This is a genomic window from Christiangramia oceanisediminis, assembly GCF_022570735.2.
Lineage (GTDB): Bacteria > Bacteroidota > Bacteroidia > Flavobacteriales > Flavobacteriaceae > Christiangramia > Christiangramia oceanisediminis.
Genome location: NZ_JANCNS010000002.1, coordinates 872,158 through 896,095, shown reverse-complemented (window position 1 = coordinate 896,095; position 23,938 = coordinate 872,158). Strand labels below are relative to the sequence as shown.

The window sequence follows — 23,938 nt, the reverse complement described above, 5'->3', positions numbered from 1 at the left end:
AAATAATATAATATGGAATTGATCTACGAACCCTGGCCCTGGTATATTTCCGGGCCTTTAATTGCGGCAACGATGTTCGTGTTGCTCTATACGGGAAAACAATTTGGAATGTCTTCTAACCTACGTACCATGTGTTCTGCGACAGGGGCCGGTAAAGCGGCCGATTTCTTTAGGTTTGACTGGAAGAAAGAGAGATGGAACCTTATGGTGGTTTTAGGTGCTGTACTGGGTGGTTTTTTTGCTTCTACATATCTATCCAATAATACGGTAGAAATAAATGAAAGACTGGCAGATAAATTAAGCAATGAATATGGTATCCATAGTGCGGGAGAAGCTTATATGCCTACCGAAATTTTTGCTATGCAGAATCTGGGTGATCCGCTTGTTTTATTTGTATTGATCGCCGGTGGTTTTTTGGTTGGCTTCGGGGCCAGGTACGCGGGTGGTTGTACTTCAGGGCATGCAATATCAGGATTAAGCAACCTGCAACTTCCATCCTTAATAGCCGTAATTGGCTTTTTTATTGGTGGCCTTATAATGATACATTTATTTTACCCATTAATATTTTAAATGATGAGATATATTACCTACGTTTTAATCGGATTCTTTTTTGGTATTATAATGTATAAATCTGAAGCAGCTTCCTGGTTCAGAATTTATGAAATGTTTGAATTTGGAGCGTTCCATATGTATGGAATAATTGGTTCGGCATTAATTATCGGTGTGCTGGGTGTTCAATATATAAAGAGAAATAATATAAAAGCGATGGGCGGGCAGGAGATGCAGTTAAAGCCAAAAGATAAAAGCATTGCCCGTTACTTAATTGGTGGGATCATTTTTGGATTGGGTTGGGCCCTTGCCGGTGCCTGCCCGGGTCCTATGTATGTGCTTGCAGGAGCTGGTTATATTTCGATACTGGTGGTGATCGCGGCTGCTTTATTCGGAACCTTTGTATATGGCCTGTTGCGAAATAAACTTCCTCATTAAAAAAGCTTCTGCTATGAAAACTGATTTATATGAAGCCTATTCCTTTGTGTTCGAAGAGGAATTGCTAAATGAAATATCTGAAATTGGGACCTTTAAGGAAATTCCTGCTGGAGAAGTAATTTTAAGTGCAGAAGAGTACGTTACCTCTATACCTTTATTACTGGATGGAGCTATAAAAATTTCCCGGGTAGATGATGATGGTGACGAGTTATTACTCTATTTCCTTGAAAGAGGAGATACGTGCGCAGTTACACTCACTTGTTGTTTAGATAGAAGTAAAAGTGATATAAAAGCAGTTACCGAGAAGGATACCAGTTTAATTATGGTTCCTGTAGGAAAAATGGAGGAATGGATTGTAAAATATAAATCCTGGCGAACCTTTGTTTTTCAAAGTTACAGCTTACGACTTAAGGAAATGCTGGATGCAATAGATTCAGTAGCATTTCTTAAGATGGATAAAAGATTGTTTCAATATTTGCAGGATAAGGCAAAGGTAAATCAAAATGAAATCCTGCAAATAACACATCAGGACATCGCTTACGATCTTCATACTTCCCGTGTTGTTATTTCCAGATTGCTAAAAACCTTAGAGATGGAAGGTAAAATTTCATTACGCAGAAATAGTATTGTAATAATTGATTTATAATTTCCCTTGGTTATGTAACAAATGTTACTTGATCTACTCATACTGTTCATTACTTTTGACTTTATGAACCTACGATCATACATAGCAATAATTCTTGCCCTTATTATGTTTGGTAAGTTAATTGCCCTGGATTCAAATATTCTGGGGGAGATCGTAAATTCAGACAAAATTAGTTATGTAAAGAAACATTGTGATTTGAATGCTGGTAAGAAGTCTTTAGATGGTAACTTTAACCAGTCATCTGATGGAATTCAAATTACTTTTCATTCGTTTTGTAATTCCGTATTTCAGATAGAAAAACAACTGGAAGATGAAGTTGTTATTCAGCTCAATTTCAAAAGGAATTTCAAACACATTTATGCCGAAACAAGGGCATTTACTTACAAATTTGTTCCTCCTCCTAAATTATCCTGATTTTTTAAAAGGTTCATTTAACTGAACTACAAATTCTTATTTATGAAGCTGGAATAATCAGCTTCTAATCTAATTATATAATCAGGCAATAAACCTTCTTGGATGTTTTAAAATATTGTAAGCATATCGGGTTATTGCATTAAAAAATTTAGTGATGAATAAAAAAGTAAAGAAAAATCTTCTCGAATATGGTATTACAGGAACGATTATACTCACCTTATTTTTAACCGGATTACATACCGAAGTTTTTGGTTTTGTACAACGAGGAGTTTTAAAGACGGGATTAATGAATCCAGATGTAGAAGCAAAATCAAATCCGAAAGAACAAGCCAAAAAACCTAAAGCCGATTTCAACATGAGCCTTATCAATTCTAAGGGTGAACGCGTTGAAATGGAAGAATTTCGAGGTAAAGTCATTTTCTTTAATATGTGGGCAACCTGGTGTCCTCCCTGTGTGGCAGAAATGCCGGGAATAAATAATATGTACAATGATGTAAAAGGTGAAGAAGTTGCCTTTATAATGCTTTCTTTAGATAATGAATTTCAAAAAGCTATAGATTTTAATAAGAGGAAAGGTTATGATTTTGAAGTATATAAATTGGCCGGAAACTTGCCTCAAATGTACGCTTCCCAGGCAATCCCCACTACTTATATTATAGATGCAGATGGAAATCTGGCCTTAACTCATCAGGGTATGGGAGATTACGACACTCAGGAATTCAAAGAATTTCTAGACGGTCTCAAATAGGCTTAAGGTCAATTTAAATCTAAAAAATAAGTCTTTATGAGATATATTAAATTCTTAATGTTCTTGCTGAGTATTTTCATCAGCTCCTTATCAAGTTATGGCCAGGTGATGGATCCACCGAATTGGGAGGTGTCTGTAGATAAAGAAAAACTAGAACCGGGAGATACGATCGTAATCAGTTTTCAGGCAGAGGTTCCTGCCGACTGGTATTTATATTCAAGCGACTTTGATCCCGAACTGGGACCGATGCTTACCGAGATTAATTTTGGTGAAAATCAATCTTATGAAGTTATTGGTGATCTCATCCCTGTTGACCCAAAAGAAAAATATGACGAATTATGGGGAGGTAAGTACACTTATTTTACGGGTATAGCTGAATTTCAACAGCGTATTAAGATTAGAAGCAGTGTACCCAAAATAGAAGCTGTAGCCATTTATCAAATATGTTCTGATGTTACAGGACAGTGTATCCCCTTTGAAACGGATTTGGTATGGAACAGCAAGAAAGAGGATTTTTTACAAAATCAGAGTGCCAGCATAAAAGATGGAAATGATCTTATATCCTCAAAAGAATTGAAATCTTTTAAGAATGAGTTTAAAATAGAAGAAAAGGAGGAAGGCGGAGCTTTCCTTCTTACCTTTTTTCTACTATCCTTTGGGGCCGGTCTGGCAGCTTTGTTAACACCTTGTGTTTTTCCTATGATTCCCATGACAGTAACCTATTTCACAAAATCTAACATCAGTCGGGCAAATGGAATAAGTCAGGCATTATTATATGGTTTTTCGATTATTCTGATTTATACGTTAATAGGAACAGTGTTTTCTTTATTGTTTGGTGCCGATTTCGCTAATTTTCTTAGTACACATTGGCTACCCAATCTTTTTTTCTTTGCAGTTTTTCTACTATTTGCACTATCCTTTTTTGGATTATTTGAGATCCGTCTGCCAAATTCATTTGTGAATAAAATAGATGCACAATCTAACAAAGGTGGTTTGTTAGGTATTTTTTTTATGGCTTTTACTTTAGTGCTGGTTGGTTTTAGTTGTACCGGGCCAATTGCAGGAACAATTTTATTGCAAGCGGCTAATGGGGAAACTATAAAACCCCTAATTGGGATGCTAGGGTTTTCGCTGGCATTTGCACTGCCTTTTACGCTGTTTGCAATATTTCCCCATTGGTTAAAATCATTACCCAAAAGTGGAGGCTGGCTCAATACGGTTAAGGTTGTTCTGGGGTTTGTGGAATTGGCATTAGCCCTGAAATTTTTGAGTATAGTGGACCAGGTTTATCACTGGGAATTTCTTGACCGCGATATTTATTTAGCTCTTTGGATTGTGATTTTTGCATTTCTTGGATTTTACCTGTTGGGTAAAATTCAATTTCCACATGAAAAGAAAACGGAAAGTGCTTCAGTATACAGAGTCATATCGGCTATATTAATATTTAGCTTTGTGGTCTATTTGATTCCGGGATTATTTGGTGCACCATTAAAACCATTAGCAGGATATTTACCACCTATGAGCAGCCAAAATTTTAACATGAATACTTCAACTCTGGTAAGTGAAAACGAAGTTGATAGTAATATTACAAATTGCGGAACTCCGAAATATAATGACCTTCTGGAATTACCTCACAATATCCAGGGATATTTTGATTATGATCAGGCATTGGAATGTGCGCAAAAGCAAAATAAACCCATTTTTATTGACTTTACAGGTCATGGCTGCGTTAATTGCCGTGAAATGGAAGCTACAGTCTGGAGTGATCCAAGGGTTTTGAAACGGCTGAAAAACGATTATGTGGTAGTAGCGCTATATGTAGATGAAAAAACAGAATTACCAGAATCTGAATGGTATGTTTCAGCCCATGATCAAAAAGTTAAAAAAACCATTGGCAAACAGAATCTGGATTTCATGATCCAAAAGCTAAACGCCAATGCGCAACCATATTATACGCTGGTTGATACTAGTGGCTCTTTATTGAGTGCTCCAAAAGGCTATGATCTAAATGTTGAAAATTTCGTTGAATTTTTAGACAATGGTTTAAAGGAATTCGATGCAAGACAAGAAAAGAATATTGCTTCGACAGGGATAATTCAGAATAAGGAGGATTAAATACAGTGTAGGGAGTATACTGATTTACTTAAAAATTTTGGAACACACGCTATTCTCTTAAAAAACAGATACTATGAAATTAAATGTTTTATTTATAAACGATGTACATGGTTATATCGCCCCACATCCCGAGCTATTTTATAATGAAACCGGGGAAGTGGTAGAAACTGCCGGAGGTTATGCTCATATTGCAGGATTCGCGGAACAAATTCGTAAAAGAAACCCTAATACATTATTCTTTGATGGGGGAGATACCCTGCACGGAACAAAACCTGTTGTAGATTCTGAGGGCAAAGCTCTTGTACCTATTTTAAATGCGTTAAAGCTTGATGCACTTGTAGGGCATTGGGATTTTGCCTATGGACCTGATCGATTGAAAGAGTTAAATACTCAACTGGAATTTCCGGTATTGGGGTGTAACATATATTCAGAAGATGGGTCAAATTTTTTACAACCCACTGCCATGTATGAAAAGGCAGGTCTTAAAATTGGCGTAATAGGTATTAGCGCTATGATCGTGGATAAAGTGATGCCCGAAAAGATGAGCAAAGGTCTAAAGTTTACCTCCGGTTTGGATGAAGTATCAGAATATGTAAAAAATTTAAAAGCCAGGGGATCTGATATAATAATCTTGCTTTCCCATAATGGGTTTCCGCAGGATGTTGAACTTCTGAAAAAAGTGGAAGGTATAGATATTTGTCTGAGTGCCCATACCCATAATAGAATTTATAAACCTATTGAAATTAATGGTACACGTATAGTACAATGCGGATGCCACGGCGCCTTCATAGGGAATTTTATTCTTGAAATAGAGGATAAAAAGATTAAAGCCTATGATTACGAACTTGTTAAAGTGGATGCTTCATTACCAAAAAATACCAAAGTAGACACCATGGTTCAAAATCTGCTAAAACCCTATCAAGAGATAAGAGAACTGGCTATTGGTAGTACTACCGAGACATTACATCGCTATAATACCATAAATTCTACTTTGGACGAATTATTGCTTCGATCGATTGCCAATAGTACCGCAACAGAGATTGTCTTTTCGAACGGATGGCGTTACGGTGCACCCATTCCCAAAGGAAATATTACAGAGAACGATTTATATAATATTGCCCCAATGAATCCTCCTGTTTCCACAGTAGAACTTACAGGTGCAGAAATTAAGGAGATGTTGGAAGAAAACCTGGAGCGTACCTTTTGTTGTGATCCCATTGGTCAAATGGGAGGCTATGTGAAACGTTGTTTAGGATTACAAGTAAATTTTCGCATTGAGAATCCTAAAGGTCATCGCATCCAGGAAATATATTTTAAAAGTGACCATATCAATTTTGATAAAATATATAAAGTGGGGTTTGTTACCACGCAAGGGGTTGCTCGTAAATATGGTAAAAATAGAAAAAGACACGAACAAACGGCCGTAGCAGCTATGAAGGAGTATTTGAAGAAAAATCCAGTTTTTACACCCAGCAAAGTTGGAAGTTTTAGGCTGGTTTGAATGAGCTTATTTTAGAAAAAATAAATTAATACTCCGCAAAGTTTCCTGAAATTAAGGAATCAATGCATAGCCTTTTAACTGATAGTTCGGTAAGACAGTTAAAGCTGAAAGAGCCATTTCAACATACAAATTGAGGTGTTCTTTTTCTATATTTCTTGAAGCCATAGCCTGCCCACAAACCAAAACTGTCACTCCGTTTTCTTTTAAAAGCCTTAATAACCCCATATTGGGATTTTGGGTTTGAAAACGCTTTTTATATTCTTTGTCAGTTAAAATCGCATAAGTGGCCTCTCCATGTAAAACAGCCACAATATCAATCTTTTCATTAGATATATTTCCGGCTTTTAGTATATTCAAGGTCCGGGCAATTCTCCATAACCCCACGTTAACACCTTCTTTTTCCTTTTCGCTATCAATATTAAAAATCATTTTATAGGTTAGGGAAGTGTCAGGTAATTCAGCTGCATCTTCAAAATACTTGATCTTCCCATAACCTTCTATTTCAGGAGTCTGCCATTCCTGTGCTTTCATTTGAAAACTGATTGTAAGAATTATTAAAATCTTTAATGTTGTTTTCATAAAAATCTTTTTTTAATCAAAGTAAAGATTATTTGGTAACGCTAATCTCTCCCATATTTTCAGGAAAATCAAGCTCAGCTACTTTTCTTAATTTCTCTAATATAAATTCAGTTAGAATTATATCTGTCTTTTCAATATTAGTGCCTTTTGAAAATTCTGCATAATTATGAATCCCGTTTAGCATACCTGAATGTGTGGCAATTTTATATAGCTTGCTATCTACTAAAGACTCATTGTTAATTTTTATATCTGATATCCGTTTTCCAATAGGCCTGGAAAGATCTACATGATAATGAATGCCCGATGACTGAATAAGACCTCCCACAATATCCAATTTATTTTCAGGCTTTAAATTTGTAGCCGTTTGCTCTAATGTTTTTCTTATCTGATCTCCCGTCATTTCCAGGGTCACAATTTTTGCAGGATGAGGGAGTAACTTGTATATATCCTCACTGGTAATAGTTCCCTTTAAGGAAATCCCATATCCCACACCGGGAAGAAATGCGGCATCAGTTTTGAAATTGTCCTTCATCAACGTGGTCACTACTTTATCAAAAGGGCTTTCAGATTTATATTGTCTTCCAATAATTGTATCGGTTTGTGTAATTTTTTCTTCTAGTTGGGACACAAATGGCTTACGAAGCTCTTTCACTAATTTCTGCTGTTCCTCATCTGCTGTATAGGTATCATGCCATAAATAGTGATATCGCGTTTTGATGCCAGACAATTTTTTATTTGTAATTATCATTTCAGTTTCACCTAATACTGCAGCATCAGACAAAGCCTGCACTACGTAGGTCTGGTTGATTTTAATTGGTGGTTCTATAACATCATGGCTATGGGCGCCAATAATTAGATCAATCCCATTTATTTTTTCAGCTATTATTTTATCTACCGCCATACCTTCGTGGGAAAGCAAAACAATAATATCGGCTTTGGTTTTCAATTCAGGAAGATATTTGTCAACTGCTTCTATCCCCTTAATAAATTTTAAGCCTTTGATATTTTTAGAATTTCCTGTTAGAGGAGTATTCCTATACCCAATTGGCAGCAAACCAATTTTTAAATCACCTCTTTCCAATATGATATAAGGATCTTGAAAGATTGGGCTTCCGGTTTCCTGATCTATTATGTTGGCTGCACGCATCGGAAAATTAGCCATTGTCTCCAGTTCACGAGTCCTCTCCAGGCTATAATCAAAATCATGATTTCCCAGCACCATCAAATCATAATTTAGTTTATTCATCATCAGAATCATCGCTTCACCTTTCGTTAAATTCCCTAACTGGTCATCACTAAAAGTATCTCCGCCATCAAGCAGAATTATATGGTCATTCCCTTTCTCTTTTCTAATTGATTTTATAGCCGTTGCCATCCAGGCCATTCCACCTATTTTTCCCTCTTTTTCAAATCTCATTAGATTATCAATAGAATCGCCGGTTTGAGCGGTGGCATTATCTAAAGTGGTGGTGAAAGGCATATAGGAACCATGCATATCATTGGTATGTAAAACCGAAACTTTTTTAACCTTATCTATATTATTTGAATTTGTTCCCACAATATTCTTAGCAGATTTACATCCCGCCAAAAGGATACAAGAAATCACTAACAAAACTGATAATTTAAGTCCTGACATATTATTCATGTTTAATTTTCATTCAAATTTTCGAAAATAGGATCTTCATTGCTATCCCCCTGTAACATTTGTTACATAGCTTTTTATAAGTAAGTTTTATGTTTGAAAATTATGCATTTATCTGGTTAAACCTGTTGATTTTGAATGTTTTTAGTTTATTGTTATGAAAGATTTTAGATCTTTGATAAGGTCCATTACATATTTTTTTAGCTCCTTAATTGCACTCATTGTAGTATTGTTCATTGGTATCTTTTTATTCGATTCCAATCCTTCCTTATTTATTAAAAGTGAGATTTCTTCGGAAGCCTGGCAACCTAAAGATGTTGATGCAGAGTTAGCCTCAGGTTTTATGCCTTCGGATGTAAAATATGGGTATCAGCTTATAGCCGAATCTTCGAAATATATGGGACCTCAGGCACAAGATCCTGGGATGCGTTATGCTGGCAACAACCTTGCTTGTATCAATTGCCACTTAAAGGCAGGTACCCAACCTGGGTCAGCCTCATGGGTAGGTGTTACTGAGCGTTTTCCTCAATTTCGTGGAAGATCCAATAGTGAAGGAACTATTGAAGACAGAATTAATGGCTGTATGCAACGAAGTATGGACGGGGAAAAACTTCCTACAGAATCCCGGGAAATGAAATCTATCGTGGCTTATATGAAATGGTTGGGAGAAGATTTACCAGAAGAAAGGGAAAAAGAATTTAAAGGTTTCCCTAAAATCAACATTCCTGATATTGCGGTTAACCTGGAAAAAGGTAAAGCACTATTTATTAAAGAATGTGCGGTTTGCCATGGGGAGGATGGACAAGGTCAGCGATTGGCAGATTCCACTAAAGGATATCAATACCCTCCTCTTTGGGGCCCAGACAGTTATAATAATGGTGCGGGAATGCACCGGGTAATAACCGCTGCCCAATTTATCAAGGGCAACATGCCTTTTGGCCAGGCTACCTGGGATAATCCTAAATTAAGTGATGAAGAGGCTTACCATCTGGCCGGTTATATCAATAGCTTTGAGCGTCCTCAGAAAAGTAATTTAGAAAAAGATTATCCAGATCTAAAATTAAAGCCAGTTTCAACCCCATATGGACCATGGGCGGATACTTTTTCTTCAACTCAACATAAATATGGCCCATTTCCACCTATTATGGAATATTACCAACAGGAATACGGCTTAACAAAAAATAAATGATTAGATATTTTTCCGCTTTAATAATTTTAGCATTCTTTAGCCCCACTGCGTTGATTTCACAGGAACTTGAAGAAGATAAAAAACGCAGTATCCTTTCCGGGCAATTGCGTTCTTACTATATGAATACTTTTAATAAAGGATCCTTAAAAGATTTCAAGGCCCTGGCAATAGGAGGGAAGTTAAAATATCAATTCATCCCGAACGAAAACTTAAATTTTGGGATTGCGGTTTATAATTCTACCAATTTGGGATTACAAAATTTGACAATTCCAGATATGCAAACAGGAAAATTGAGCAGGTATGAGGAAGGCCTTTTTGACCGTTTAAATTTAGAAAATAAAGCTATATTTTTAATTGGAGAACTCTATGCTAATTATAAAATTCAACAACACGAATTTAGCCTGGGTCGTATGAAAATTAAATCCCCTTTCGTCAACCCGGAAGATGGAAGGATGATTCCAAGTCTTTTTCAGGGGTTTCGTTATCAATATACCCCCACCAAAACCATACATTTTCAAGCAGGGATTTTTAATGCAGTGGCACCCAGATCTACTGGGGAATTTTATGGCATTGGTGAAAGTATTGGTACATATGCTACGGGTAGGGACTGGTCTGGTAATCCCGCCCAATATGCCAATAATACAGATTCGGATTTTCTTTTTATTGCCAATGCAGATATTAAAATTACAGAGAGCCTGAGTTTTGAAACCTGGAACTATTTTATAGAGAACGTATCCAATTCATTTTATTTGAAACCCAAACTTGATATTAACGAAAATGTTGATCTCGAAATGGAATGGTTGCATCAAAACAGGATTGGTGATGGTGGAAACTCGATAGATTCATTGCGTTATTTTCAAGCGAATTCATCGGATATTCTGGGCTTGAAAGTGAAATATAACTGGAGCGATAATACTTCTTTATCATTAGGCTATGACAGAATTCTTCCTCACGGTCAGTTCATTTTTCCACGAGAATGGGGACGGGAATTCCTATTTAGTTTTCAAAAAAGGGAGCGAAGCGAAGGTTCCGCAGACAACCATGCATTAATTATTTATTATGATGATACTTTTACTTTAGGCGATCCTCAGTCAAAAATAAAATCGGTTCTTAGTATAGGCCACCAATGGAAACCTTCAGTTTTAGATCCTGAATTAAATAAATATGCGGTACCTGATTATACCCATATAAATCTTGATTTATTTTTCTCTTTTAAGAAATTGAAAAACCTAAAACCGGAACTATTATTTGTAACTAAATTCGCAAATGGGGATTTTCCTGATAACCCAAATTTTTATCTAAATAAGACAGATTTATTTCACGTGGATCTAATTTTGAATTATAATTTTTAGAATATATTTTAACCTGCGTAAATAAGGAGTTCTATAGTTGGGTTAGTACCTTTTTCAATTTGTCGGCAATTTCATCGGCGATGTGCTCTAATTCTTCGTTTTCAACAGCCTGCATCGATGCCATTGGATTTACGGCGGCAACTTCAATTTTTCCCTTTTCCAGTTCCTGAACTATTACATTACATGGTAACATAGTACCGATTTTATCTTCTGCCTGCAAAGCTTTGTGAGCATAAGGGGCATTACAGGCTCCCAGGATACGATAGTTTTTAAAATCGATGTCTAGTTTTTTCTTAAGGGTTTCCGTAACATTTATTTCTGTTAAAACTCCAAAACCTTTTTTTTCCAGTTCATCGGTTACTTTTTTAATTACTGCCTCAAATTCGCCGGTAATGGTCTTATCAAAATAATATTTCATAGCTTTTATTTTTTAATTAAGTTTCAATATAAGACTATATAAAGAGATATTCAGTAACGATTGTTACATAAACTGAAGACATCTTTTTTATGTAACAAAGGTTACATGGCGTAGATATCATTTCTTATATATTTGAAATTCATATGCTAATAAAACAATATATAGCGATAATTATGCTGGTGATTTTTTCCGGAAAACTTATCACCATAGATTCTGAATTATTTAGTTTGTTACTTAAGACTAATGAAATTGTGCTATTAAACCCTATTTGTGAGAAGAAAAGTGACGATATGAAGAAATTGGGCTACCAATTTAAAGCTTCTTCCCGGGTGCATGTATTGAAACTAGCCAGGATCTGTTCTAATAATTATCAACAGCCTGTAGGAAAAGATATTCCTGAAGTTTCATACTCTGTAGATAAGCAATTCAAATATCGAAAACTTCAAAAAAGTAATGACCACTCTAAAAAATTATACCCACCTCCTAAATATTCAATGGTGATTTGACTAGAACTGGTTTAGATATACGTTATGCTAAACTAATTTATACACCTAAACTATTGAAATTAATGAAAGCAAAAATTTCTGTATCCTATAGATCGGTACAGCTATTTCGCATATTACTTAGCGGAATATTTTTAGTAGCAAGTTTTAATCATATTTTAAATCTTGAAAAGACATTAAACCGAATTGATCAGGCAAGGTTTAAAGGTATAGCCTACTTTTTTGGGAATCCGGAGTACCTGGTGATCATATCTGGAATAGTAATGATGATTGCAGGCTTTTTTCTCCTGATTGGCTTTAAGACACGCTGGGCAGCGATAGCTCTTGCTGCTGTTATTATACCAATTACATTAACCGTCCAGGTTGGACAAATTCACACTTTAGGACCTCTTTTTAAAAATATAGCAATCTTAGGGGGACTCCTGTTTTTTATATTAAACGATATTCAAACTTTTAAAAAAGAAAAATTATGAAAAAGCTAATTTTAGGATTATTTATCCTTACACTAACGTTCACAAATGTATTAAACGCGCAAACCTCCAAACAGGATCACCACTCACATAATTATGTGGTGCTCACTAAAAAGATCCCCCAACTCCAGCCAATAATTTTGACGGCTGAAGCCCTGGCGGAAGAAGATGGGAAGAGCTTTGGCGATTTTCAGGCGATCATCTGCGGAAAGACTGTTGAAGATCTCACTGATAAGGAAATGATGAAAAAATTTATTGAAAAAGCTCAAAAAGCCCACGTTAAAATTGTGGTGTGTGGGTTTTCTCTGAAAAAATTCAAAGTCAGTAAAGAAGATATTCCTGAGGAACTTGAAGTCGTAGACAATGGCATCTTGCATGATTTTCAACTTCAAAAGAAAGGCTATTTGAGTATAGAACTCTAAATAGTTAGATGTTTATTTAATTGAAGTATAAACCATAAGGGCTAAGGTTCTTATGGTTTATTTTATTATTTATCAATTCTCTGCTATAAATTGCTATTTTTGTACTCTGTGCAAATCAAAAATCAAATAAAAGCCTTATTTCTTCTCAGCATTTTTATGCTGATGTCCTTTCATCAGGTCATACCTCATGCACATCACGAACATAAGGAGAAGAAAGAGGAGATTGCGCATCATCATTCAGGTGAAGATCATCATCACCAGGATAAGAACGAAGAGAATAATTCAGGAGATTTTCTATCCTATTTATTAGCGATTCATTCTCATACCTCTACTTCCAGTGAAATTCTCGTTCTAAAAGAACATTCGGAAAATTTCAGATTTCAAAAGACAGAAATTAAAAAGAAAACCGATCAGGAATTTTATAATGTAGATTGGGTGTTAATCGATCAGGAATCACTGAAGTTAAAAATTTATCAATCTCCCAACCATTATTTCAATCCCTATTTATCCTTACTCTCGCTTCGGGGACCGCCCCAATTAGTTTAATCACTAAGTCGTGCCGTTGTTTTTTAACAGCAGGCAGACCCTTGTTTTATAGATTAAACTAAAATCAAAATTTATGTACAGATATATAGTTTCCGCTATTTGCGGAATCCTTATCTCTATTGGCTCTTTTGCTCAAAGTCCCGGAGTAAAAGGTGTTCTGGATGAAATAAGCCGGAATAACAGACAGCTTAAGGCTTACCAGTCATACATGGCCAGTCAGACCCTTAGCAACAAGACAGATAACAACCTTCAGGATCCTGAGGTTTCAGCCTTTTATCTTCCATTTGGAGAACATGAGACTGGTAATTATTCAGAATACCAAATCTCACAGAGGTTTGAATTCCCCAGCGTTTACAGTGCCCGAAGCAAAAGGATAGAAAGGCAGAAAGAACTACTTGAGTTTGAGTATAATGCCGTGCGGCAGGAAGTACTTTTAAATGCTAAAAAACAGCTTTTGGAGCTACAAATTCTGCAGAAGCGAAAGAAGCTGGAGCAGGAAAGAGTTGAGCAGGCCAAAGAGGTTTATGATCAGATCCGGCGTTTATTTGAAGCCGAACAGATCGGTATTTTGGAACTCAATAAATCTAAAATAGCCTGGTTGCAGGAACAGTTTGAAATAGACCAGATTAATATCCAGATCAGGAATACGCTTTTAAATCTTCAGAAATTAAATGGCGGAAATGCTGTTAATACAGATCAGATCCAGTTGATGGAAGATTCTGAATTAGCAACTATGCAGAGGCTATGGGAAGAAAAACTTTCCGCAGACGCAGAGGTTCAGCAATTAACTGCCCGTGAAGCTTTGGCTGAGCAGCAGGTAAAACTGGAAAAGAATAAGATCCTTCCCAACCTAAGCATAGGCTATAATTATCAGGGAGTGAATTCCAATAATTATTCCGGGTTCTTAGGCGGCCTTTCAATTCCCCTATGGAATAGCAATAATAAAGTGAAGGCAGCTAAAGCAAATCTCGAGTTTACCCAGGCCAATACGGGTGCCGAAACCGCTGAACTTTATACCCGGTTTCAGGAGAACTATCAGCAATATCAATTATTAAAAAGAAAATTTGAGGAATACGAAGAGACTTTCAAGGATCTGAATTCCGAAGAACTTTTATTCAAAGCCTACGAGCTTGGTGAACTTTCCTTTCTGGATTATTACCGGGAAGTTGAATTCTACAGGCAGGCTTACAATAAGAAGCTGGAAATGGAGAAAGAACTCCTTCAGCTAAAAGCAACCCTATTAAAACATCAATTATAATTAAAATTTAAAAATATGAATTTCAGGAATTTATTTTTCGCAGCAATATTAGTATTTGGATTTTCAGCATGTAGAGATACTGCCAAAGAGGATCACGGTCATGAGCATGAGGAAGGCACCGAAACTCATGAGGAAGATGCGCATGGACATCCCCATAATGAAGATGGAAGTCATATGGAAGGAGATCATATGGAGCAGGAAGAATTTAAAGTAGGTGAGGATTCATTGGAAATGCATGAAGAATCTGATCATCATACGCATGATGACGGAACCGAGCATGAAGATCATTAAAAAATAGAAATTTAACATGAAATATATTTATATAACATGCATCGCACTTTTTCTTTTTTCCTGCGGAAATAACGAGGAAGCAGAACACGCGCATGATGCAGAAGGAAACCATGTAGGCTCCGAAGTTCCTGCGATTAGTAAAACCATTTGGACAAACCAGACAGAACTTTTCGTGGAATTTCCGGCTTTGGTGGAAGGCAGAACCAGCAAATTTGCAGCTCATTTTACGGTGTTGGACAAACATCAACCTGTTCGTAAAGGTTCAGTAACGGTGAGCCTTATTAAGGGAGAAACCGGGATTCGCCATAAGGTGGATGCCCCTTCATCCCCAGGAATTTTTTCACCCGCTTTACAGCCGAAAACGCCTGGAACCTATGATCTGGTCTTTGATCTGAAAACTCCTGAGTATTCAGATAGAATCGTGATCGAAGATGTACAGGTTTATGCTTCTGCAGAAGAAGCTTCAAAGAATGTAGCGGAAGCAGAAGAAGGCGGCATCAGCTTTTTAAAGGAGCAGGCCTGGAAAATCGATTTTCAGACGGAACCTGTCACACAGGGAGAAGTGTATGATGTTGTTCATACTTCCGGAATTTGGCAGGCTGCCCCGGGAACTTATAAGACCCTGGCGGCAGGAGCTAATGGAATGGTGAATTTTGTTTCAGAAAACCTTACAGAAGGCACCGAGGTGAAAAGAGGGCAATTATTGATGAACCTGAGCAGTGAAGGACTTTCTTCCAATAATGTACAGGCAGAGATTGCCCAGGCTAAAGCCAGATATGATCAGGTCAAAGCGGAATATGAACGGAAGAAAGAACTCTACGAGGATAAGATTGTTCCCAAGGCGGAATTCGAAAAGGTGGAAAGCGATTTTCGCGTAGCCGAAGCGAATTACCGGGCGCTTGCTTCTAATTACGGCGCAGGCGGGAAGCAAATTAGAGCTCCCTTTGCCGGGTTTATTAAATCCATCAGTACCTCTAACGGAAATTATGTGGAACAGGGAGCACAACTTGTCACCGTCGGGACCGATAAATCACGAATATTGAAAACACAGTTAAGTGCCTCTCACAATCCAAGTAAAGAATCAATTGCCAACGTGTGGTACAAGAGTGAAAATGGAGAATGGAAGGAAGTGGAAGGTTCAGATAGCTCGATAATTTCGGTAGGCAAGGAAGTGGAAGACCGAAAACCGATGATCCCGGTATTTATCAAGGTAAATGATGTGGTTGAAATGCCTGAAGGTAGTTTTACTGAAGTCCAGATTGCTCTGGGTGAAGCTGAAAATGGAATTGTAGTTCCTGAAGCGGCTTTACTGGAAGATTATGGAAATTATTCTGTTATCGTACAAACTGGTGGCGAGAGTTACGAAAGAAGACCTGTAAAGATCGGGAAGCGAAATGGTAAGCACGCGCAGGTTCTTAGCGGACTTGAAGCTGGAGAAGTTGTGGTAACCACAGGTTTCTACCAGGTCAAAATGGCTTCTATGTCCGGTACAACTCCTGCACACGGCCATGATCATTAATCCTGAAAAAGAAACTAGATGTTAAATAAAATATTATCAATTTCGCTTCAGAACAGGCTTTTGGTTCTTCTGGCAGCGGTTGTACTGAGTATTACCGGGTTTTACCTCGCACGTAATATGAACGTAGATGTATTCCCTGATCTTACTGCACCTACTGTGACCATACTTACGGAAGCCCACGGTATGGAGTCGGAAGAAGTAGAGAAACTAGTGACCTACCAGCTTGAGACCGCGATGAATGGCTCGCCAAATGTGAGAAGGATTCGTTCTTCTTCTGCGGCAGGAATTTCTATCGTTTGGGTTGAATTCGACTGGGGCACCGATATTTATAAAGCCAGACAGATCGTAAGTGAGCGTATTCCAATGGTTCGTGAAAACCTGCCCAGTGGGATCGGTGCTCCCACAATGGCACCTATTTCTTCCATTATGGGAGAAGTAATGTTGCTGGGAGTCACTTCAGACAGTCTTAGCCCTATGGAGTTAAGAACATTATCAGACTGGCAGATCCGTCCGCGTATTAAAGCTATCGGAGGGATTGCCAACGTAGTGGTGATTGGAGGTGATTATAAGCAATACCAGGTTTTTGCTAATCCCGGAAAAATGAAATATTACGACGTAAGCCTTGAAGAGCTTACTGAGAAAGTCCGGGAAGCGAATACTAACGCCCCGGGTGGTTTCCTGAATGAATATGGAAATCAGTATATCATTAAAGGAAATGGAAGAGCCTATGCTTTAGAAGATTTGGAAGAAGCTGTGGTCAAGCAGGTAAATGGCCAGAGCATCAAGATCAAAGATATAGCTGAAGTGCAAATTGGATCTGCCGATAAAATTGGTGATGGTTCCCTGAATGCAGAACCGGCGGTTATCCTCACTATATCCAAGCAACCCGATGTGAATACACTGGAGCTTACAGAAAGGCTTGATGAAGCCATCGCCGAACTGGAGACCAGTCTTCCTGAAAGCGTAGAGATCAAAAGCCAGATCTTCCGACAAGCCGATTTTATTGATGCTTCCATAAGTAATCTTAATATGACGCTGCTGGAAGGAGCATTTTTTGTAGTGATTGTACTCTTTATTTTCTTAATGAACTGGCGTACAACCCTCATTTCGCTGCTGGCAATTCCAATTTCATTACTGGTGTCAATAATTGTTTTGAAAATGCTTGGGTATACCATCAATACAATGAGTTTAGGAGGTATGGCTATTGCAATTGGAGCTTTGGTAGATGATGCCATCATTGATGTTGAGAACGTTTACAAACGCCTTCGGGAGAACATTCGAAAACCAAAAGCTGAAAGGCAGGGGGTTATTACAGTGGTAAGGGAAGCTTCGGTTGAAATTAGAAGTTCGATCATCATTGCGACACTTATCATTATTGTTTCTTTTGTACCGCTATTTTTTCTTGGCGGAATGGAAGGGCGATTGCTGAAGCCTCTCGGAATAGCATTTATAACTTCAGTCCTGACTTCTTTGGTGGTGGCGGTAACCGTCACTCCTGTATTGTGCACCTATCTTCTGAAAAAGGAAAAGATGCTGAAGAAACAGGCTGAAGGGACTAAAGTTGAAAGATGGTTACAGAAGTCTTATGCTGATATTCTAAATAGAGCATTAAGGATTCCCAAAACAGTGATAACGGTCACAGTGATCGCTTTTTTACTGAGTATTGCCCTCTTTACTCAATTAGGAAGAAGTTTTCTTCCGGAATTTAATGAGGGTTCTATGGTAATTAGTGTGGTTGGTCCTCCGGGAATGTCGCTGGAAGAAAGCAATAAGACCGGGAAACAGGTAGAGCAATTGTTGCTTGAGATGCCGGAAGTTGCTGTGGTTACCAGAAGAACAGGAAGAGCCGAATTGGACGAGCATGCCCAGGGGGTGAATGCCGCCGAGATCGATGTCCCGTTTACCCTGGAAGATAAGTCCAAGGAGGAATTTTTTGAAGATGTTAGAAATAAACTCAGCATCGTTCCTGGTGTTAATATCACCCTTGGACAGCCTATTGCCCACCGTATAGATCATATGCTCTCAGGAACCAGGGCCAATATCGCGATCAAAATTTTTGGCCCTGATCTGCAACAGTTGTATGAAATAGGTAAAAGCGTGGAGGAGAATATAAAACCTATCGATGGACTTGCCGATGTAGCTGTAGATCAGCAGATCGAAGTACCGCAAATCAAGATCACTCCAAAACGTCAGATCCTTTCCGCTTACGGAATGACAGTTGGCCAGCTGATGGTGCAGGTGGATGTGGCTTTTGCAGGACACGAAGTAGGGGAGATCTATGAAGGACAGAAGTATTTTGATCTGGTGGTACGTTATGAAGAAGGTTTCAGAAATAGCATTGAGAAAATCAAAACCGCTTTGATTGGTCTGCCGAATGGATCACAGGTGCCACTAGAGCAGCTGGCACAAGTTTCTTCGGTTAGCAGCCCTAATACCATAAGCAGGGAAGATGTGCAGCGTAAAATTGTCGTTGCCGCTAATGTGCAGGGCCGTGACTTGAGAAGTGCGGTAGAAGAGATCCGGGAAACTGTAAATTCTTCGGTGACTATTCCGGAAGGTTATAGGGTACAGTATGGCGGGCAGTTCGAAAGTGAGTCAAGAGCTTCGCAAATGCTTTTAATCACGGCCGTGATAGCCATTTTTGTGATCTTTTTATTGCTTTATTTTGAATTCAATAATGTAAAGCTGGCATTTGTTGTACTTATCAATTTGCCATTGGCACTTATTGGCGGAATCCTGATCGTTTACTTTACTTCCGGAATTGTAAGTATAGCTTCTACTATTGGATTTATAAGTCTCTTTGGAATAGCAACCCGAAATGGAATCTTACTCGTTTCGAGATATGAAGATCTAAGAAAAGAAGGTTGGAAAGGTTATGAACTTATAAAAACCGGGGCGTTAGATAGACTGAATCCAATCCTGATGACCGCTTTTACAACTGGTTTGGCGCTTATTCCGCTAGCCTTAAAAGGAGGTGAACCGGGTAGTGAGATCCAAAGCCCTATGGCGGTTGTTATTTTGGGTGGTTTACTTTCTGCAACCATTCTGAATCTGGTGGTTATACCTTGTGTGTATGAACTAGTAACCCATAACAATGCAGGTAATCAAAATATAATTGAATAGAATTTATTAATATAAAAAGAAGCCGTCTCAAAACCTCTTTTTCGTCACCCTGTCCCGATAGCTATCGGGACGATTCAGGGTCTAATAATTATTTAATTTAAAATTGAAAAGATTCTGAAATAAATTCAGAATGACGGATACTTTACGGTTTTGAGATAGCTTCTTAATTTTCCCAGGTTTCAGCATTCCTTCTGAACATGAGCGAAAGAGTGCTATTGTTGCTTTCAATTATTAGAATCAACTTTTTTAAAATTTAGTTTATTTGGTTTTTCCAATACTCGTTTTATTCTTCAACAACAGGCAGAACCCCCCTGTATTGGCGGACAGGCAACCGAACCGTAAGAGCAAAAGACACAACAGTCCCCTTCTTTAGGCTTAAGAACCTGTTTACAGTTTTCACATTCATAAAAAAACTGACAGGCAGTTGTGGGCATTAGCTCTTCCTTTTTATATCCACAATTCGGGCAGGTGAGCTCCGATTTTAATTTCAATTCCATAATAAATTTAATTTTTTCTACAGCATATGGGGTATATCCGACGCCATAGTAGGATAGGCGAAAATCATGGTTCTTAACTCCTGTAATTTCATTTTTGTTTTAATGGCCATGGCGAAAATATTAATGACTTCCTCTGAATTGGGTCCAATTAAATGAGCACCTAATAGAATCTGTTCTTCTTGATCCTCTATTGTTTTAAATGCGTATTCCTTAACGTTCAGACGTTTTGCATTAAACCAATCATCGGCAGATTTATAGTTTACTTTATATTGAATTCCTTTCTCGTTTGCCTGTTTTTCTGTCAATCCCACTGAAGCCATTGTGGGATGGGTAAAAACAACTGTGGGCATTGGCGGATAACTAACTTCTTTTTTATTCCCTTTAATAATGTTGGAAGCCAGTGTATGTCCTTCCAGAACCGCTACAGGAGTCAAAGGTAGTCCCCGTGTATCTGCTGCATCCCCGGCTGCATAAATTCTGGGATTAGAAGTACTTTGTAAATATTCATTTACCGCAATCCCCTTTTTTGAATACGAAATGTTTGCTTTTTCCAGATCAAGATCAAAAATGGCCGGGGGCCTGCCAGCTGAATTAAAAACTGCTTCGACCGTGAAAGATACGTCTTTGCCATTTTTATTTCCTTTCACATTGTAACCTTCTTCGGTTTTTTCTATACCGGAGACTTCAGTTTCCAGAATCAATTTAATTCCTAATTCCTCAGTAGCATTAACAAGATGCTCTACAATATCCTGTTCAAAGTTTTCCAATGGCTTTTTACTGCGATGAACTATAGTGACTTCTGCTCCTGCACGAGCAGCAATGTGAGCAAATTCGAAAGCAATATAACCTCCTCCTATAAATAGTAGGGACTGAGGTAGTTCTTTCAGGTTAAGAAAATCAGTACTTGATAGCGCATATTCCCCACCTTCAAAATCCAGTATTCTTGGTTTTGCCCCTGTAGCAATAACTATTTTATCTGCTTCAATAACTTCATCGCCTACCTGCAAGGTATTATCAGATAAAAATTTAGCGGCAGTGTGATAGGTGTCAATATCTTTATTTTTATATGCTTTTTCAATTTTGGGGGGCATGGCATCTACAAAGGACTGTTTAAATGCCATGATATCTTCCCAATTGACTTTGGGTATGGTATCTATTCCATTTCCTTTAAGCCTTTGGGCAAAATCGCGAACCTCAGTAGCTCCTATAATCACCTTTTTAGGATCACACCCCCGCAGGGCACAAGTACCCCCGTATGGCAATTCATCAGTAATCCCAACTTTAAGTCCTTTGGAGGCACATTTGTTCGCCGCAGTCATTCCGGACATCCCGGAACCAATTACAAATACATCATATTTTTTCATTTCATCTAATCTTTTTCTCCGCAGTAATAGCTTTATATCCAGTCTTATTAATAGCCATAAAGATTTCAGTTGCCGTTACTTTCGATTTATCAAATTCCACTATAGCATTTGAATTTTCATAACTTGCTTTTACAGAGATAATCCCCGGAAGCTTATTTACTTCATTTTCTACATGGGCTTCACATCCTGCACAAGTCATTCCTTCTATTTCAATAATTTTTTTCTCAATATTATTTTCAGCTACTACAAGAATTTCTTTTTCAGAAGTATTATAGAATAACCTTGAATAGTAGGGAAAGGTGAGCATCAAGGCCGTAAAAACAGTAATAACAAACAGAAAACTCTTTGATCGCCAGAAAGAGGTTTTTTCATCTTCGTCACATGCGCATTCTATTTCCTTTTGTGTTCTAGGCTTCAATTTAAGGTACCAGGCGAATACAAGAATTCCTATGGTAAGCCCAATCAAATAAGGTCGGAAAGGTTCTAACCAGGAAAACATGGTAGCAATTCCGCCGCTTCCTGCCAGAATAGCAATAAGTGGCGTTATGCAACATAAAGATGCGGTAATTGCTGTTAATATACTTGCGAATGCAGAATTGGTTGATTTACTGGAAGATTTCATTTAAGCTATTTTTTTGAAGTCCTTAAGGAAGTAAAAATATTGTTCAGTAATGTGGTTTTCTCTCCAACTAATGAATAGTATAGTGTTTGTCCCTCCCTTCGAGACTTTATAAACCCCGCATCTTTAATCTTACGAATATGCTGGGAGATAGCAGGAACACTCATTTCTAAAATATCAGCTATGTCACAGGGACATAATTCATTCTCCATATTTAACAGGAACAGAATTTTTAAACGAACCTCATTTCCGGCAATAGAAAGGAGTTTGGTAATTTCTTTAAAATTATCGTCCATCTTATCTAAGGTCGCTTTGCAATTAAGAAGCTGCTTATGATCAGCTTGTGCTCTGGTACAGGTGATTTCCAGTTTCATAGTATTTAATTATTGAACAAATATATATAAGTATACTTATTTAAGCAAATACTTAAAAATATAAGTGCTTGGATATATATTACAATAAGAGTAGGAGGTACTGACTTACAATTGAGAATTATAACTATGAGAACAACATTCTAGCTAGATTTAATATTTAATCTCAAATAATATTAAATGGTATTATTGTACAATTTGGAAAAGAAAATATAGCTATTCAGTATTTATTCCGTACTAGGTTAAAAAACAAAAGGCTCCCGATTTCTCGAAAGCCTTATTTTTAGTGTACGAGTTTTGAACTCTTGTCCTCCGGGATAGGAATCAAATTGTTAGAAACCGGAAACTGATTTGAAAAAATGAGAATTAATTTTCTTTAATTAATATAAATATGAGAGATAGAAGAACATTCTTCATTCTATAGACTCTTGACCCAGAATTTTTCGAGTTTAATTTCTAAAGGTTTTGATGGAAAGATAAATTTCTCTATCGAAAAAATTACTTGGGTTAATCAAAAATCAATCAAATTGTGTTAAATTTTATAGGTATATGTTAAAATTCCTAAAAGTGTGCGTAAACTGTGCGTATTTATGAAATGACTAAGAGAACAACGCATATTTAAAGAAACTGTTAGCGCCGAATGCTACCATATTTTTAAACCATAAAAAAAGGGACAAACCTTTCGGAAGTCCCTATTTACAGTGATCGCGGCAGGATTCGAACCTGCGACCGTTTGCTTAGAAGGCAAATGCTCTATCCAACTGAGCTACGCGACCGGTGGTGCAATTCTGTATGTCAAATTCGCCTGCTTAGAAGGCAGATGCTCTATCCAGCTGAGCTACGAGACCTTTTTGCGGTTGCAAATATAAGCCACTTTATAAATAAAACAATGCTTTTTTCTTTTAAAATTGAGCTTTTTTAAAAAAAGAAAAACTTCCACAGGGAAGTTTTTGATTATCAGAAATTAAACCTGCCCTGGTTTAATTTTCATGTACTAAATGCTTTTCAAGGTTCAGGCTGCAAACGATGAGTTGATTGATCACTGCCGGAGATTCTTCCCGGTCTTCATGTATGCGTGTATATAATTGATTAAAACGCCTGATGAGTTCAAGCGTATTTAAAGAAAGATTAAAGAAATTACCAGATTCGTGGACTTCTTCAATCATTTTTCGAACCGTTTCAATTTGGGAAAAATCTTCCCTGGTAGTCACGATTTGTTCCTTGCGTACCTGCATAATTAGTTATGTTTAATGAAGCCAGGCAGGTAAGTATCATAGTTTGGGTAGCTCAAATATATGCCGAAATTGATTTCCAAATAAAATTATTCTGTAAAGCGAACAGAATAATCGGTAAATAACATGGAA

The 23,938-nt window shown here is 37.5% G+C and carries 25 protein-coding genes and 1 tRNA gene; 17 read left to right on the top strand and 9 right to left on the bottom strand.

Features of this window, described 5'->3' with window-relative positions:
• The first annotated feature begins 12 nt into the window (after nt 1-12).
• From MKO06_RS11530 to MKO06_RS11500, 7 genes are all read left to right on the top strand, one after another.
• Entirely contained in the window at nt 13-570 is a 558-nt protein-coding gene (locus MKO06_RS11530) for a YeeE/YedE family protein (RefSeq protein WP_083645683.1), read from the top strand.
• Nucleotides 571-573: 3 nt separating this feature from the next.
• The gene (locus MKO06_RS11525) at nt 574-987 is read left to right on the top strand and encodes a DUF6691 family protein (RefSeq protein WP_083646230.1); all 414 of its coding nucleotides are present in this window, start codon (nt 574-576) and stop codon (nt 985-987) included.
• A 13-nt stretch (nt 988-1,000) separates the two neighbouring features.
• Nucleotides 1,001-1,633 carry a Crp/Fnr family transcriptional regulator gene (locus MKO06_RS11520; RefSeq protein WP_083646232.1) on the top strand — a complete coding sequence of 211 codons (633 nt, stop codon included), beginning with the start codon at nt 1,001-1,003 and terminating at the stop codon, nt 1,631-1,633.
• A 105-nt stretch (nt 1,634-1,738) separates the two neighbouring features.
• Nucleotides 1,739-2,047: a hypothetical protein gene (locus MKO06_RS11515; RefSeq protein WP_241551302.1), complete on the top strand. Its 309-nt coding sequence runs from the start codon at nt 1,739-1,741 to the stop codon at nt 2,045-2,047.
• Nucleotides 2,048-2,201: 154 nt separating this feature from the next.
• Complete coding sequence (locus MKO06_RS11510; RefSeq protein ID WP_083645681.1) at nt 2,202-2,795, top strand: TlpA family protein disulfide reductase; 594 nt, start codon at nt 2,202-2,204, stop codon at nt 2,793-2,795.
• A gap of 36 nt (nt 2,796-2,831) precedes the next feature.
• On the top strand, nt 2,832-4,910 hold the full coding sequence (locus MKO06_RS11505) for a protein-disulfide reductase DsbD family protein (RefSeq protein ID WP_241551301.1): 2,079 nt from the start codon (nt 2,832-2,834) through the stop codon (nt 4,908-4,910).
• Nucleotides 4,911-4,983: 73 nt separating this feature from the next.
• On the top strand, nt 4,984-6,411 hold the full coding sequence (locus tag MKO06_RS11500; RefSeq protein ID WP_083645679.1) for a bifunctional metallophosphatase/5'-nucleotidase: 1,428 nt from the start codon (nt 4,984-4,986) through the stop codon (nt 6,409-6,411).
• Between the two features lie 51 nt (nt 6,412-6,462).
• Here MKO06_RS11500 and MKO06_RS11495 read toward each other — a convergent pair whose 3' ends face one another.
• Complete coding sequence (locus tag MKO06_RS11495; RefSeq protein ID WP_083645678.1) at nt 6,463-6,990, bottom strand: DsrE family protein; 528 nt, start codon at nt 6,988-6,990, stop codon at nt 6,463-6,465.
• Between the two features lie 28 nt (nt 6,991-7,018).
• Nucleotides 7,019-8,626 carry a bifunctional metallophosphatase/5'-nucleotidase gene (locus MKO06_RS11490; RefSeq protein ID WP_241551300.1) on the bottom strand — a complete coding sequence of 536 codons (1,608 nt, stop codon included), beginning with the start codon at nt 8,624-8,626 and terminating at the stop codon, nt 7,019-7,021.
• Nucleotides 8,627-8,789: 163 nt separating this feature from the next.
• On the opposite strand from MKO06_RS11490, the gene MKO06_RS11485 reads away from it, so the two are divergent.
• Together MKO06_RS11485 and MKO06_RS11480 are read left to right on the top strand one after the other, a co-directional pair.
• Nucleotides 8,790-9,821 (top strand): c-type cytochrome, encoded by a 1,032-nt coding sequence (locus MKO06_RS11485; RefSeq protein WP_083645676.1) that lies wholly within the window; start codon nt 8,790-8,792, stop codon nt 9,819-9,821.
• Between the two features lie 50 nt (nt 9,822-9,871).
• A complete protein-coding gene (locus tag MKO06_RS11480) occupies nt 9,872-11,173 on the top strand; it encodes an OprD family outer membrane porin (RefSeq protein WP_256946179.1) in 1,302 nt (433 codons plus the stop codon).
• A 31-nt stretch (nt 11,174-11,204) separates the two neighbouring features.
• On the opposite strand, the gene MKO06_RS11475 is transcribed toward MKO06_RS11480, so the two are convergent.
• Nucleotides 11,205-11,591, bottom strand: coding sequence for a DUF302 domain-containing protein (locus MKO06_RS11475; RefSeq protein ID WP_083645675.1), 387 nt, complete (start codon nt 11,589-11,591; stop codon nt 11,205-11,207).
• Between the two features lie 173 nt (nt 11,592-11,764).
• Between MKO06_RS11475 and MKO06_RS11470 the strand changes: the two genes are divergently transcribed.
• The 8 genes from MKO06_RS11470 to MKO06_RS11435 all read left to right on the top strand — a co-directional run bounded on the left by MKO06_RS11470 (nt 11,765) and on the right by MKO06_RS11435 (nt 19,723).
• Nucleotides 11,765-12,097 (top strand): hypothetical protein, encoded by a 333-nt coding sequence (locus MKO06_RS11470; protein WP_083645674.1) that lies wholly within the window; start codon nt 11,765-11,767, stop codon nt 12,095-12,097.
• A gap of 62 nt (nt 12,098-12,159) precedes the next feature.
• Nucleotides 12,160-12,567 (top strand): DoxX family protein, encoded by a 408-nt coding sequence (locus tag MKO06_RS11465; protein WP_083645673.1) that lies wholly within the window; start codon nt 12,160-12,162, stop codon nt 12,565-12,567.
• Nucleotides 12,564-12,986, top strand: a complete 423-nt coding sequence (locus MKO06_RS11460) for a DsrE family protein (RefSeq protein WP_083645672.1) — start codon at nt 12,564-12,566, stop codon at nt 12,984-12,986. The genes MKO06_RS11465 and MKO06_RS11460 overlap by 4 nt, the downstream gene beginning before the upstream one ends.
• Nucleotides 12,987-13,148: 162 nt before the next feature.
• Nucleotides 13,149-13,532 (top strand): hypothetical protein, encoded by a 384-nt coding sequence (locus MKO06_RS11455; RefSeq protein ID WP_236995823.1) that lies wholly within the window; start codon nt 13,149-13,151, stop codon nt 13,530-13,532.
• Nucleotides 13,533-13,605: 73 nt separating this feature from the next.
• Nucleotides 13,606-14,790, top strand: a complete 1,185-nt coding sequence (locus tag MKO06_RS11450) for a TolC family protein (RefSeq protein ID WP_083645671.1) — start codon at nt 13,606-13,608, stop codon at nt 14,788-14,790.
• 15 nt (nt 14,791-14,805) lie between these two features.
• Nucleotides 14,806-15,081, top strand: a complete 276-nt coding sequence (locus MKO06_RS11445) for a hypothetical protein (RefSeq protein WP_083645670.1) — start codon at nt 14,806-14,808, stop codon at nt 15,079-15,081.
• A 16-nt stretch (nt 15,082-15,097) separates the two neighbouring features.
• Nucleotides 15,098-16,600, top strand: a complete 1,503-nt coding sequence (locus MKO06_RS11440) for an efflux RND transporter periplasmic adaptor subunit (RefSeq protein ID WP_083645669.1) — start codon at nt 15,098-15,100, stop codon at nt 16,598-16,600.
• An 18-nt stretch (nt 16,601-16,618) separates the two neighbouring features.
• Complete coding sequence (locus MKO06_RS11435; RefSeq protein ID WP_083645668.1) at nt 16,619-19,723, top strand: efflux RND transporter permease subunit; 3,105 nt, start codon at nt 16,619-16,621, stop codon at nt 19,721-19,723.
• 290 nt (nt 19,724-20,013) lie between these two features.
• Here the strand turns inward: MKO06_RS11435 and MKO06_RS11430 are convergent, their stop codons facing one another.
• From MKO06_RS11430 to MKO06_RS11405, 6 genes are all read right to left on the bottom strand, one after another.
• Complete coding sequence (locus tag MKO06_RS11430; protein ID WP_083645667.1) at nt 20,014-20,220, bottom strand: GDCCVxC domain-containing (seleno)protein; 207 nt, start codon at nt 20,218-20,220, stop codon at nt 20,014-20,016.
• A gap of 17 nt (nt 20,221-20,237) precedes the next feature.
• Entirely contained in the window at nt 20,238-21,584 is a 1,347-nt protein-coding gene (locus MKO06_RS11425; protein WP_083645666.1) for a dihydrolipoyl dehydrogenase family protein, read from the bottom strand.
• A 1-nt stretch (nt 21,585) separates the two neighbouring features.
• Nucleotides 21,586-22,206, bottom strand: coding sequence for a mercuric transport protein MerTP (merTP, locus tag MKO06_RS11420; protein ID WP_241551299.1), 621 nt, complete (start codon nt 22,204-22,206; stop codon nt 21,586-21,588).
• Between the two features lie 5 nt (nt 22,207-22,211).
• A complete protein-coding gene (locus MKO06_RS11415; protein ID WP_083645664.1) occupies nt 22,212-22,577 on the bottom strand; it encodes an ArsR/SmtB family transcription factor in 366 nt (121 codons plus the stop codon).
• A 699-nt stretch (nt 22,578-23,276) separates the two neighbouring features.
• Nucleotides 23,277-23,350 (bottom strand) — tRNA-Arg (locus MKO06_RS11410).
• A gap of 204 nt (nt 23,351-23,554) precedes the next feature.
• Nucleotides 23,555-23,809, bottom strand: a complete 255-nt coding sequence (locus tag MKO06_RS11405; protein WP_241551298.1) for a hypothetical protein — start codon at nt 23,807-23,809, stop codon at nt 23,555-23,557.
• Between the last annotated feature and the right edge of the window lie 129 nt (nt 23,810-23,938).